At 53.1% G+C, this 13718-nt stretch carries 10 protein-coding genes; 4 read left to right on the top strand and 6 right to left on the bottom strand.

All coding sequences use genetic code 11. From position 1 onward, the window contains the following. Positions 1-15: 15 nt before the first annotated feature. Positions 16-3216: an efflux RND transporter permease subunit gene (locus B051_RS0111030; protein ID WP_018478266.1), complete on the top strand. Its 3201-nt coding sequence runs from the start codon at positions 16-18 to the stop codon at positions 3214-3216. A gap of 75 nt (positions 3217-3291) precedes the next feature. Here B051_RS0111030 and B051_RS0111025 read toward each other — a convergent pair whose 3' ends face one another. After that, positions 3292-3780 carry a hypothetical protein gene (locus tag B051_RS0111025; RefSeq protein WP_018478265.1) on the bottom strand — a complete coding sequence of 163 codons (489 nt, stop codon included), beginning with the start codon at positions 3778-3780 and terminating at the stop codon, positions 3292-3294. A gap of 624 nt (positions 3781-4404) precedes the next feature. On the opposite strand from B051_RS0111025, the gene B051_RS0111010 reads away from it, so the two are divergent. Continuing rightward, positions 4405-6288: a gamma-glutamyltransferase family protein gene (locus B051_RS0111010; protein ID WP_018478262.1), complete on the top strand. Its 1884-nt coding sequence runs from the start codon at positions 4405-4407 to the stop codon at positions 6286-6288. A gap of 141 nt (positions 6289-6429) precedes the next feature. Next, positions 6430-6666, top strand: a complete 237-nt coding sequence (locus tag B051_RS0111005) for a hypothetical protein (RefSeq protein ID WP_018478261.1) — start codon at positions 6430-6432, stop codon at positions 6664-6666. 152 nt (positions 6667-6818) lie between these two features. Here the strand turns inward: B051_RS0111005 and B051_RS0111000 are convergent, their stop codons facing one another. The 5 genes from B051_RS0111000 to B051_RS22455 form a co-directional block, all read right to left on the bottom strand. Next, positions 6819-7082, bottom strand: a complete 264-nt coding sequence (locus tag B051_RS0111000) for a hypothetical protein (protein WP_018478260.1) — start codon at positions 7080-7082, stop codon at positions 6819-6821. A 228-nt stretch (positions 7083-7310) separates the two neighbouring features. Beyond that, complete coding sequence (locus tag B051_RS0110995) at positions 7311-8405, bottom strand: ABC transporter permease (RefSeq protein ID WP_018478259.1); 1095 nt, start codon at positions 8403-8405, stop codon at positions 7311-7313. After that, positions 8402-9784 carry an ABC transporter permease gene (locus B051_RS21995; protein ID WP_018478258.1) on the bottom strand — a complete coding sequence of 461 codons (1383 nt, stop codon included), beginning with the start codon at positions 9782-9784 and terminating at the stop codon, positions 8402-8404. The genes B051_RS0110995 and B051_RS21995 overlap by 4 nt, the downstream gene beginning before the upstream one ends. 6 nt (positions 9785-9790) lie before the next feature. After that, positions 9791-11512, bottom strand: a complete 1722-nt coding sequence (locus B051_RS0110985; protein WP_157578754.1) for an ABC transporter substrate-binding protein — start codon at positions 11510-11512, stop codon at positions 9791-9793. An 81-nt stretch (positions 11513-11593) separates the two neighbouring features. Further along, positions 11594-11764 (bottom strand): hypothetical protein, encoded by a 171-nt coding sequence (locus tag B051_RS22455; protein ID WP_157578752.1) that lies wholly within the window; start codon positions 11762-11764, stop codon positions 11594-11596. 332 nt (positions 11765-12096) lie between these two features. Between B051_RS22455 and B051_RS0110975 the strand changes: the two genes are divergently transcribed. After that, complete coding sequence (locus B051_RS0110975) at positions 12097-13605, top strand: hypothetical protein (RefSeq protein WP_018478255.1); 1509 nt, start codon at positions 12097-12099, stop codon at positions 13603-13605. Positions 13606-13718 lie beyond the last annotated feature (113 nt).

Genomic DNA, 13718 nt, shown 5'->3' with positions numbered 1-13718 from the left:
GTTTAGCAAGGAAACATGATTTCAGATGTATTTATAAGAAGGCCCGTCACCTCCATCGTCATCTCGATAGTGATTGTGCTGGTGGGCTTACTGGCCATGATGAGCCTGCCGGTCACGCAGTACCCGGACATATCGCCGCCAACGGTGTCTGTGTCGGCTAACTATACCGGCTCCGATGCGCTCACCGTAGAGCAGGCCGTGGCCACGCCGGTGGAGACACAGATTAACGGTACACCTGGTATGGCGTACATCACCTCCACCAACACCAGTACCGGGCAGATGAACATGTCGGTGACCTTTGAGGTAGGCACCGATATCGACATTGCCACCCTGGATGTGCAGAACCGCGCCAGCATCGCGCAGCCGACGCTGCCGGAAGAGGTGCGCCGACTGGGCGTGACGGTGCGGAAGCGAAACCCGAGCATCATGATGGTGATTGGCATCTACTCGCCCAAACGCACACACGATATCCAGTTCCTGGACAACTACACCAACATCTATGTGAAGGATGCGCTCATGCGCGTGAGCGGGGTGGGGGACATCACCTCCATTGGCCAGGACTTCAGTATGCGCCTCTGGCTGCAGCCCGACAAGCTGGCGCAGTATAACATTGGCGCCAGCGAGATTACGGCAGCCATACAGGAGCAGAACCTGCAGGTGGCGGCCGGTACGGTGGGCGGAGCGCCGCAGTACAGCACGCAAGCTTTCCAGTATCCCATTACCGTAACGGGCCGCCTGCAGACGCAGGAGCAGTTTGGCGACATCATCGTGCGCACCAATCCGGCCGATGGCTCTATCGTATACCTGCGCGACGTGGCCCGCATCGAGTTCGGACGCTTCGACTATGGGCGGGAGTCCAAGATAAACGGCAACCCGGCTACCATGATGCTGCTTTACCAGGCCCCGGGCAGTAACGCCCTGGAGACGGCCGAAGGCATCTATGCGGCGCTTGACGATTTGAAGCAATCTTTCCCGGCCGATGTGGACTACATAGTTTCGTTTGAGACGGTGTCGGTGGTGCAGGTGTCCATCAATGAGGTGGTGATGACGCTGGTAGAAGCGCTCATACTGGTAATCATTGTGGTGTTCCTGTTCCTGCAGAGCTGGCGCGCGACGCTGGTGCCTATCCTGGCTATACCTGTTTCCATCATCGGTACCTTCGTGTTCTTCATCCCGCTGGGCTTCACTATCAACACGCTCACGCTGTTTGGTTTCGTGCTTTCCATTGGTATTGTGGTGGACGACGCCATTGTGGTGGTGGAAGCGGTGCAGCATTACATTGACCACGAGAAGCTCTCGGCTAGGGAAGCTACCCGAAAGGCGATGAAAGACATCACAGCGCCGGTTATCGCCATCGCCCTGATTCTGGCGGCGGTATTCATACCCGTGGGCTTTATACCCGGTATAGTAGGCCGACTGTACCAGCAGTTTGCCATCACCATCGCTATTTCTGTGCTTATTTCTGCCTTTGTGGCCCTCACGCTGACGCCGGCGCTCTGTACGCTGATGCTCAAGCCGATGAACGTGAACAAGGACTCCCGAGGCATCAACAAGTTTTTCTACAAGTTTAACAACTGGTTTGCCCGCACCACGCAGTCTTACTCTGTGGGCGTCCGCAAGAGCATCAAGGCTACGCCGTTGGTGCTCATCCTGCTGGTGTGCCTCTATGTGGGCACGTTTGGCCTGTTTGCCACTAAACCGACGGGCTTTATACCTACCGAGGATGAGGGTCGGATGTTCGTGTCAGTGGAGTTGCCGGAAGGTGCTTCTATGAGCCGGACTTCTGCTATCCTGTCGCAAATAGGGGAGCAGTTGGGAAGCGTGGATGCCATACGCAATTATACCTCTATCGCCGGTCTGAACGCCATAAACTTCTCCTTTAAGTCGAATAGCGGTACCTTCTTCGTGCAGCTGGAGCCTTGGGACCAGCGAACCGATGAAGCCTCGCACCTGAACGGGGTGATGGCCGAGGTGCAACAGAAAATTGCTGGTATCAAAGAGGCCAACGTGATTCTGGTGGCACCGCCTGCCATACCTGGCCTGGGTGCATCGGGTGGTTTCAGCTTCGTGCTGCAGCAGCGGCGTGCCGGCGATGTGAAGGACCTGGAGCGGGTGATGGGGCAGTTCCTGGCAGCGGCCAACCAGCGCCCGGAAATCGCAATGGCCTACAGCTTCTTTACGGCCAAGACACCCGGATACCACCTGACAGTAGACAGAGAAAAAGCGAAACGCCTGGGTGTGAACATCGCCGATGTGTATGCCACCATGTCTACGTACATGGGCAGCCGCTACATCAACGACTTCACGCGCTACGGCCGCAACTTCCGGGTGGTCGCTCAGGCGGACACCGCTTTCCGGATGGACATTGAAAGCATGCGGCAGTATTATGTGATGAACAGGCAAGGCGAGTCGGTGCCTCTGAGTGCGCTGGTCACTTCGGAGGTGGTGGAGAACGCGCCGGTTATCTCGCACTTCAACCTGTTCCGCTCCGTGGACATCAACGGTAGTGCGGCTCCCGGCTATAGTAGCGGCCAGGCCCTGCAGGCGCTCGAAGAAGTGGCCCAGGAAGTACTGCCGGCTGGGTATGGCTATGAGTTCTCTGGTCTGAGCCGTGAAGAATTGGCAGCCGGAAGCAGTACGATTTACATCTTCTCGCTTTCCATCCTGCTGGTTCTCTTGCTGCTGGCAGCGCTTTATGAGAGTTGGTCGGTGCCGTTCTCGATTCTGTTCGCTATCCCGTTGGGCATGTTCGGGGCTATATTGGCGCTGACGCTACTACCTAAACTGGACAACAACGTGTATGCGCAGGTAGGTATGATTACGCTGATAGGTCTGGCTGCCAAGAACGCCATTTTGATTGTGGAGTTCGCCAAGGAACGGGTGGACCGGGGCATGGATTTGATAGAGGCGACTATTGAAGCCGTTATTCTGCGTCTGCGGCCTATTATCATGACCTCGCTGGCCTTCATTCTGGGCGTGGTGCCGCTGGCGCTCTCGTCCGGCGCCGGTGCCGTGTCCCGCCAGACCATTGGCTGGGTGGTGATTGGCGGTATGTTGGCCGCTACATTCCTGGCCATCTTTGTGGTGCCGGTGCTGTACGTGGTCATCACCCGACTGGCCTATGGCAAAAAGGGGCTGGCCGAACTCCGAAACAGGAACTACAATTCTGGCGGAGACGAGGGAGGCGACCCAGCCTATACCAACCCGCATGTCTGATAAAATTTAAACGCAACAAAAGAAAAGCCCCGGCCTTTACAGCCGGGGCTTTTTTTATAGGTATGGAGAACGCGGTTACTTTCTGAGCACCTTGCCTGCTTTCTCTTGTTCCAGCAGCCGCTCTATCCAGAAGATGAGGAAGAGCGCCACCAGGTTGAGCCCGATGAACTGCTGTCCTGACTCTGTGCCGAAGTTGAAATGGAAAGAGGAGAGGGCCAATCTGAATTTAAATGTCCAGCTTTCTAACACATCCACCCCAACACCAATCCGCAGGCCGGCCACATACTGGAAGCCGTAGGAGCCGAATGCGAAATACAGCACCTGCAGCACTTGGTTGACCAGCGAAAGCCGCAGGCCACGGGTAGGGTTCCGGAACAGCATACGGCCGCAGAGGATGGAAAACAGGAATAGGCCGCCGGCTAGCATCCCCAGCCGCAGCGCCTGCTGGTCCACGACCATTTCGCCGCTGAACATGACCCAAACGGTCAGCACAATGCCGAGGATGCCACCCACTAGTTGGTAAAGGGCGATGGCTCTGATTTGGTTTTTGATTCGGGAAGTCAATTTCGAGGAGCTTATAAGCCTTGGATTATGTAGTGAAATCGCTGCAAAAATAAGTAAAACAAACGGTTATCAGGTATAGCCGCAGCCCCAAGGTTAGGGTATAGCAGTGCATCCCTACTGTTGAGGTATGCTGTGGTTCCAGTGCTGCCCATCTCAGCCAGTTCTAGATTTCCAATCATGGTTGAAGTATACACGACTACGGAGACAAACGTGCTTTTTCACAATTCAGTAAGCGTGACTGCAAGTGATTCTGACTACTGGGTATAACTGCTGCCCTACATATTTTGGAAGGCTGATATTTTTGTTTTTGGAGTTAAACCAATCTCGCCTATCTTGCTCTGATTAAACGCCGGTAAGTTTATGAATAATAAGGGTTTTCCCTTTAAGCTGTATACCCGTATCGGTGAGCGGGCTTCGGGTCTCTTTGTGCGGCTCCATCAGGTATAGCCAAGGATGCGCCTCGGCCGTACCTGCTTAAAGAAAGGGGGTACGCTCTTACCGGTTGACAGTTTATCCACTGATGCGGCTGTGGCGCCTGGTGATTTTTGATAATTGCCCTGACTATACGCCAGCCAAAGGCATACCCTTTAACTAGAATCTTGAAATAACGCGATTATACCTGGTATGAAAAAAATCCTGAGCCTGCTGCTCGTTCTGAGCGCTTTCCCCTTGCTGCTGCAGGCGCAGCAAACCCAGAAACCCGCTTTGCACGGCAAAAGCTGGATGGCCATCACAGGAAAGCCTTTGGCTGCCACAGCCGGTGCCATGACTTTCCAGAAGGGGGGCAATGCCGTGGATGCGGCCTGCGCCATGCTCGCGGCTACCTGCACTATGTGGGATGTGCTAAGTTGGGGAGGAGAGACCCAGGCCCTGATTTACAACCCGAAGACGAAGAAGGTCATCGCCATAAACGCCATGGGGGTAGCCCCCACCGGAGCCACGGCGAAATTCTTTAAGGGCAAAGGCTACAACTTCCCGCCAGAGAACGGTCCGTTGGCGGCTACCACGCCAGGCACCGCCGGAGGGTTGATGCATATGCTGGCCAACTACGGCACCCTGAGCCTGGAGCAGGTGCTGGCCCCTGCCATGGACATGGCGGCCGGCTATCCTATTGAAGCGCAAACTGCCAACAGCATCGAAAGGAACAAGGAACTCATCAAACAGTGGCCTTATTCCAAGAAGGTTTTCCTGACCCATGCTGGTGAGAAAAGAGAGGCGCCTGTGGCCGGTGAGATATTCGTGCAGAAAGACCTGCTGCAAACGCTCACCAAACTCGTGGAAGCCGAGCGAGCCGCCCTGAAACAAGGCAAGAGCCGCAAAGAGGCGATTATGGCAGCCTATGACCGTTTCTACAAAGGTGACATTGCCGAGGAGTTTGTGCGCGGCTCGAAAGAACAGGGCGGTCTGATTACGATGCAGGACCTGGCCAAGTGGAAGCCCTTGGAAGAGGAGCCCCTGATGGTGAACTACAAAGGCATAGAGGTATACAAGCTGCAGCAGTGGACGCAGGGACCCGTGCTGTTGCAAGGGATCAACATACTGGAGAACTTCGACCTGAAAGGCATGGGCTACAACAGCGCCCGGTACATCCATACCTTGTACCAAGCCATGAACCTCTCCTTTGCCGACCGCGATTTTTACTACGGCGATTCCTACTTCGCGCCGCAGGAGCCCATGAAGGGGCTGCTCAGCAAGGCCTACGCCAAGCAACGTGCCAGCCTCATCAACTTTGAAAAAAACGACGCCAACATCGGTCCCGGTGACCCTTATCCTTTCGAAGGCAAGAAGAACCCATACCTGAAGCTGTTGAAGCAACGTGGCTACGAGCCCGACACGGCCCGCCGCAATTTCGCACCTACGCACGACCAGCGCAACGGCTCCTCCCTGGAAGAGTACCAGGACAGGCTCTGGCGGGGAACCACCACCGTGGAGGCCGCTGACAAAGAAGGCTGGGTGGTGTCTATTACACCGAGCGGCGGCTGGCTTCCCGCCTGCATTGCAGGCAACACAGGCATCGGCATGAGCCAGCGTATGCAGAGTTTTGTGCTCGACCCTTCCCTGAACCCCTTCAACGTGGTGGAGCCTGGCAAACGGCCAAGAGTGACTCTGACGCCTTCCATGGCTTTGAAAGACGGCAAGCCTTTCCTCTCCTTTGCGGTGCAGGGCGGCGATACGCAGGACCAGAACCTGTTGCAGTTCTTCCTCAACGTAGTCGAGTTTGACATGACTGTGCAACAGGCGGCGGAAGCGGCCAATTTCAACACCAACCAGCTCTGGCTCTCGCTGGGCGGCTCCAAGACCGATGACCGCAAACCAAAGCCGGGGCATATCCTGCTGAATGAAAGCACGCCGGATTCGGTGCGCAACGAACTCAAGAAGATGGGCTATACCTTGAGCTTCGGTGACCGCACCAGCGGACCCATCAACGCCATCTTCTTCGACTGGAAGCATGGTAGCTTCTGGGGGGGCTCCAGCAACCATGGCGAGGATTACGGCATTGGCTGGTAGGCCGAAGTTCAGACAATGAATTGCATTCTGCTTATTTGGTCAGATTCTAAATTGCTGCTCAACAGACGCATTCTGAAACCCGGGCAGGTAAAAGAGTAGTATTAGTCTTATAAACTGATGTTGAATCTAACTTATAATACTATGGAAGCTACTTGCAATCATTGCACACACTGGGAGCAAGACCCCAATAAAGTACAGCTGCAAAGCAAAGATTTTGGCGTATGCGACGAATTGACCGGGCAGCATGCCCTGGAGCCAGCCTATGTGCTGCCCCTGGTGCATGAAGGGCCGGAAGACAGGAAGCCAAGGCAATTTGAGATGATTACGGGCGCTATGTTCGGCTGCAATCATTTCAGCGAGCGTAAGCGCTGGGTATAATTCAAAACAGAGAGGGCGGATGCTGGTATAGCATCCGCCCTTTTAAAAACAAATGCCCTGCAGCGAACTACAGGGCGACTTGTCAATCTAAACACAAACAACCAACATTTTTAATATCTTCTAACCCTTTTACAAGGGTAATCCATTTCCATTTAATACCTTAAGAAGGGCCTGTTCGTGAAACCCTGCAGGCTTTCCGAGATGCCCACAAAATAATCTCCAATCAAAATGCCAGCTCCCTTTTGCAAGGCGCTCGTTCCGGCCATTGACGTTATTACCTCCCCATCAATGGTAGAGTACTCTACTGCTTCCTCCTCCACATAAGATTGCCAGGACGAAGCAGAATAGGTAGTCACTAGAGGGCAGCTACCACTCTCGAAGTTGGTTTTTGCTGCAGGGTTTCCATAGATGTTCATGTGACGTAGGGTTAAGGGTTTGTATAGGACAATAATACAGAGTAGCCTTATCACAAAAGAGGAATGTTTTTTAGAAAAAGTAACATCTATAAATCGGGTTATCTCGCCAGAAAAATACCTGCATGGCTGGCGTAAGTATATCGTTTATTCCTTATATGTTATATTTTCGTTAGAAAACTGCGCTTTGGTTCTTGTGCTAGAAGCGAACAAGCTAGAAAAAAGTAACAGTTATAGCCGGGTGTTTCCTCTGGAGGATTTCAGGAAATAATGGCTAAGGGTCTGGAGTCCGAGCACCGTAAGGGAAAGCAAGGCTCCGGGAAAGGCTACCAGCCACCAGGCGGAGGTATTGGAGCGTATACCTGAAATCATCCTGCCCCAACTTGCCAAATCCGTAGAGACGCCTATGTTCAGAAAAGAGAGCGTGGACTCCAGCAACATCAGGCTGGCTAGGCCAAACACAGAGGACACCAGAATAGGGGCCAGCATGTTGGGCAGCGCATGCCTATATATGAGTTGGGCCTGTGTAGCCCCGATACCAGTAGCCGCCTCAAAGTAAGGCAGCTCCCGGATGCGCAGTGTCTCGGCTCGGGCCAGTCGGGCTATACCTGTCCAGAAGGTGAATATGAGCAGGAGCGAGAGTAGCAGGAGGGAAGGCGGCGCAAAAGATGCCAGTACAAGTATCAGAATCAACCGGGGTATGCTGGTCAGCATTTCGATGAGACGCAGCACCGCCTGGTCTACCGGCAAGGCTATTTCCTCACAGAAAAAGTCCCATCGCTTCAGTAGGGGAGTGATTCCGAATACCAATATCCCGGGAAGCAGCAAAGCAAGTGTTAACGCATAGGTATAGGCTGTGGTATCAAAGCGCAGGCTGGTCAATTGCAATGGTAAATAGATGCCGTAATAGAACGCCACCAGTGCAGCCAGCAACAGCATCAGCGCTCTGCCACGGCTCATGCGTGCTTTCTTGTCGCCGTACAAGCCAGCCGAAGTCCCCAGTCCCACCCCCAGCAGCGTGGTGAGCACCATTACCGGAAAGCTGATGGCCCAGGCAGTGCGAGCACCAAACAGTGTGTTCGCCAGCACGTCCCTTCCCAGCGTATCGGTGCCCAGCCAATGGAAAGGGCGGCCCTGCTGGTAGGCCTCCCAATCAAACGGACGTTGAAACACATGCTCCAGGTCCAGCTCATTGGGATGGAAGGGCAGTGGCAGCCAGGGCAGCACGAGCACCAGCAACGTGAGCAACAACAGGTATAGCAGCGCCACCCGAAACGCCAGGAATTCCTGCCAAGCCTGCCGGAGGGTATGGAAGAGGCGACTCATGTGGTGGCGTGTCTTATGCGAGGGTCAGCCGTGGCGTACAGCAAATCGGCCAGCAGGTGGGAAAGCAGCTTGAAAGCGGCCACCAGGACAACGATGCCCATGATAACCGGATAATCCCGTGCCAGGACGGAGTCAATCAGAAGGCGGCCCATGCCCGGTATGGCAAAAACGGTCTCGATGATGACGGCGCCTGCCACCAGGGCTGGCAGAAAATCAGACAGCAGCGTGATGACGGGCAACAGGGCGTTCCGGAGCATATGTTTCCGGATGACGGTGCTTTCAGACAGCCCCTTTGCTCTTGCCGTCCGGATATAGTCTTGATTGGCGGTATCGGTGAGGGCATGGTAGAACTGGCTGGTTAGGTAGGGCAGGTTAGCGAGCACCAGGCACAGCAGGGGCAGCGCCATGAACTGCAGCCACTGGCCCAGTGCCTGTGCCTTCGTCAGCTGCGCTTCCTGGAAGTAGCCCATGCCGTACACCGGGAACAGCTGCAGGAAGGCAGGGCTGGCCAGCAGCACCAATAAGAGCATCGCCAGTACAAAAAGCGGGATGCTGTCCAGCAGGAACAACGAAGGCAGTACAGCTTTTCTCCAGCTGTGTCCGCCACGCCTCACCATGCGAAGGGACAACTCCAAAGCAATAGCCGTGGCCACTACCATACTAATGAGTAGGAGCCACCAGGTGGTGCCCACCGCCTCAAACAGAACCGCGCTGACCGGCCTTTTCAAGCGGAAAGAAGTGCCGAATTCTCCTTGGGCCAGCCCAACCAGCCAGCGATGGTACTGGTTGGCGGTTCCGTGCCAGCGCAGTGCGGGCATCAGGTAGGCGTAAGGATTTTGTCCCTCCAGTAGCTGAGCCGTGTGGTGCTGCAACTGGCTCTTTTGTGCCACCTGGTTTGGTGCCAGACTAGATAGAGCCGTTACGGCACGTTCTATACCTTTTGGCGTTGGATTCTGGTAGATGGTCTGCAGGTATGGCGCAAGCCGATTTCGCTGTGCGACAGGTGTTGCCTGCTCTACGTATTTCAGGCTGTTGTGAAAAGAGGAGACCAGCTGCCAATCGCCATACTGCCAGCTGAGGCGTTTCAAGAATAGCCTTTCACTTTCCGGGAAAATCAGGTGCAGCGTATCGGGCTCGGTAGCCGGTGACAGGCTGAAGTAGAAGAGGGGGAGGTCCTGGCCTGTTCTGTGCAGGAATTGTCGATAGGCTTTTTCACGGCTGTTGGCATCGGCCTTGCCAAAGTAGCCGCTGTCGGACTGGCCCAGCAGCTCAGCCCCATATATACCAGGCATCAGCCTACTCAGCAGGAAAATAAGCGTGGCTATGCCCCAAAGGACAGGTATAGCCAGCAATATCCGTTTCAGCAGATACGATGCCATGGTGGTTTACTTCTTCAACAGGAATGAGCTTACATCGTAGTAAGGGCGCAAACCTGATATTTTGGTATTCGTGAAGCGCCTGTGCACCGCCAGTTTCTCCTTGCGGTAGTAGAGCGGCAGGAAAGCTGCCTCTTCGTGCAGCACCTCCTGTAGCCTTTTGAGCAGTTGCGCCTTCTCTTCCTGTGTCTCAGCCGCGTTGATGCCTTCGAGCAACTGGTCGCTTTCGGTCGTGCCAACACCCGTTACATTGAATCCGCCTGGAGCGGCAAAGGAGGTATGGAACAGTGGCTTGAAGTTGAAGACGAACGGGTTGCCCGAGATGGCCCTGAAAAACATGTCGAAGTCGTGGGCGGCCAAACGCTGGTTCAGGGAACTGCTCTCCAGCGCCTGCACGGTAACAGGTATACCCGCTTTCGCGGCGTTCTGCTGGAAGATGAGGGCTGATTGCTCATAGGTAGTGTTCCCGGCCCGGTAGATGATTTCAAGGGTGAGTGCCTCGCGTTTTCCGTTCAGACTCCTGTGCCAACCCTCAGATGACTGTACCCAGCCCGCTGACTTCAGCAGCGCAACGGCCTGCTGCACATCAAAAGTGTAAGGTTTGAGGCGGGTGTGGTAGAATTCTTCTGCATCAGGTGGAACAGGTCCAACCGTAGGTATGGCATACGACTGCTGTGTTACCTTTATCAGATTCCCCACATCGAAGAGGTGGGCTAGGGCCTGGCGGGTGCGCCTATCGTTGAGTTTGCTCTGGCGTGTGTTAATGCCAGCGTACACCAGCTCGTACCCTTGTGGCGAATGAAGTGCGTAATCCTGTTGGAACGTTTTGTTCTGTTTGAGCTGCTCAAACTCTGCGACGGGGATGTTGTCGAGCACGTCAAGCTGCCTATTCTGCAGAGCCAGTAAGGCGGTGGTGTTTTCAGGGATGATTTGGAAGCTGATGCGGGCAGGATTGGCTGTCAGATATTCGCTGGCTTTGCCTATGGTGGTGCCCCACCAGTCTTCTTTGCGCTTCAGGGTAATATACTGTCCGGGTGCCCAACGTTCTAGAGTATAGCCGGCGCTGCCCTGCAGCTGTTCTGTGCTCTGTGAAGACCCCAGCGTGTTGAAACGCTTAGCGAATTCCTGTATACGGCTATTGTTATGCGCCACGGCAACCGTATCTGATAGCTGCTGTAACGTTAATGGGTTCAGCAGCCCTTCCGGGTCTAAAAGATAGGAGGGAAGGATGAAAAAATCACCCGTCAACAATTCCATCTCCGGGCTATACCCCGTGCACACAAAAGTGAATTTTCCTGGACTGTCAGCGTAGAGCACGATATCCTGGATAAACTCTACCTGGGGTTTGACACTCTCATTGTCCACATAAGGAGCTTTGAGCACCTTCAGGGTAAAGGCCACGTCCGCGGCTGTCACAGCTTCTCCATTGGGCCATTCGGCCTCCTCCCGTAGCTGATAAGTGAAGTAGGTAAGTGAATCTGTACGCTCCACCTCAGGTAAGGTGGAGGCTAGACTAGGCTTCAATGTGTTATAAGACAGGTCTGGTGCAAGCAGACTGTTGTAGAGTAGGTTTAGGATTTGCAGCGCCTCCAGCTCACTATAGTTAACTGGGTTCAGGTTAGCAGGGTCTACTGCCAATCGTACACGAACCTCGTCCGGCTGGCGCTCCGGCTGACTGCAAAAGCTGAGTAGTAAAAGTAAGCTGAATAGAACTGCTTGGGTTTTCCGCATCTTGTGTTATATACCTTTGGCTACAATAAGGCAAAGGCAATATAGGCAAAATGAGGTGAATCTCAACGCAGCCGGCAAATGCTATTTCTCTGTGGTCGTCCAAGCGCCCGAGCCACCCATGGAAGTAGCAGTGCCTGTAGTGGTTGTGGTGCTGGTAGTTGTAGTCGTAGTTGTCGTGGTCGTTTTCTGGTCAGTAGTAGATGGTGTACCAACAAGCATGTTCAGGACGATGGTAATGATGATTCCGGTCATGGGGTTTGAGATAAAAGGGTGTAAACTTCTTGAGGCAAAGATTAGAACGTTGTGTTATTATTTAAAGGAATATTTATAACAAAAAGTAACTTATAAAATATCGATTAAAATTTAAATAAGACTTATTTATATGACGATATCTAACTCGTTTCGCAGTTATAGATTATTTGGTTTAAAACAAATATGAATAAAAGTAACGCAACAAGAGAATTTCTTTTTAATATTAGGCTCTCACAGTCCAATTGAATGCTAAGGCTCTGTGAATATAGTATTTCTATAGTAAGTTTACTGCATTCGGTTGAATTTTCTGCCAATATTCTTAAGTGAAATAGATGGAAGAGCTTGCCAAACTTCTGAAGATAGTGTCTAACTGCACCAATGCAGCTAAAGTGGGCCCCAAGGATAAAAAGCAGGGGAGCAAGGAAGAGCTGTTTATCAGTAATATAGAAAAGGGCCTGTATAAGACGGATGAACAGGCCGCCGCTGACTTATATGATGCTGGCCCCAATGACTTCAGGTATAAGATGCTCAAGCACAGAGTCAAGACCAAGCTCTTCAATAGCCTGAACTATGTGGACCCTGACAAAGCAGGCCTGAATAATGTACAGCAGAAGGAGCTGGAATGCAACAATCTGCTCTACCAGGCAAACATACTCCGTTGGCAGTATGAATTGGGCCTGGTTGCGCATCTGGCCAATAAAGCTCTTTCCGTTGCGCGAGAGTACGACTTCACTGACTTGGAGGTATCGGCGTTGGAATTATTGAACCTGAGTTATTCGGAGCGAGGTATGGCTAAGCAACTCGCTTTGGCCCAGAAGGAGCTCAAGGCAACGTTGAATCAATTCATACAGGAGCGGGAGGCGGTAGCGCTGCTGCAGCACGTGGGGGTTCAGCTAAAGAAGTCAACCAAGACCAGAAAGGAGTTTTTGCCTTTTCTGCCCGAAATCATCAACCAATTAGAGCAGCTTTGGCTCAGTTCGGGGACCTTCAGTGCCTTCAATGCCTATTACAGAACCTACATCTGGTACCACGAACTGGAAGGAAACTTCAAGAAAATCATTGACATCACGGTTGATTCGATGAAGAACGTGGAGGACAATAAGGTGAACGCCCACCGGTTTGATTTGATGTACAACAACTACATCCTGGTATATGCACACCTGCGGGCAAAGGATTTTCAGAATGGCTTGGCCTATGCCGAGAAGAACCTGCCCCTCTACAATCCTTCCTCGCTCAACTGGTTTGCTTACATGGAGAACTACTTCCTGTTGGCCGTGCATGCCCGCCAATACGAGTTGGGAAATGTACTGCTGCAGCAGGTGTTCGACAGTCATGCCTTCGGTACCATACCTACCACAGCGAAGGAGCGCTGGATGCTGTACCAAGCTTACTTCAGGCTGATACATCCAAAGGCCTCGCCCATTCGCAGTGAGGCGAAGAATCCATACCTGCTTTCGTTGCCAGAATATAGCAAAGATAAGCTCGGTTTCAACGTGGCCATCCTGACGCTGCAGTTCATCTACCTGCTGGAAAAAGGGGATGCAGAGGCGCTGCTATACCGCATCGAGAGCCTCAAGAAGTACATCTCCACGCACCTGAAAGACGTGTTCAGCTTACGGAGCAAGTTGTTCCTCAAGCTGTTGGTGCTGGCCGTAACCGAGGACTTCGACGTGGAGCAGTGTCGGCAGAAGGGGAATGCCCTATACAAGAAATTGATGGAAACTCCCGCCCCCGGCGACGCCTACGCTGAGATAGAGATAGTGCCGTACGAACACCTGTGGGACCTTATACTGAGAATACTCCAGAAAAAAGAGACCCAGATGGAAGCCAAGTCCAGGTAAAGAGCAGCTTATAGGTGGCTGTAGTATGCAAAGGGAGGTTGGGAGAAGTCCATACCTGCTGCGGAAGTATTTGTGCTTCCCGGTGATTCTGCTGAATAGTTTTTTACATATAT

It is taken from the genome of Pontibacter roseus DSM 17521 (assembly GCF_000373265.1).
Taxonomy (GTDB): domain Bacteria; phylum Bacteroidota; class Bacteroidia; order Cytophagales; family Hymenobacteraceae; genus Pontibacter; species Pontibacter roseus.
This window is presented reverse-complemented; position numbering and strand designations above follow the sequence as displayed.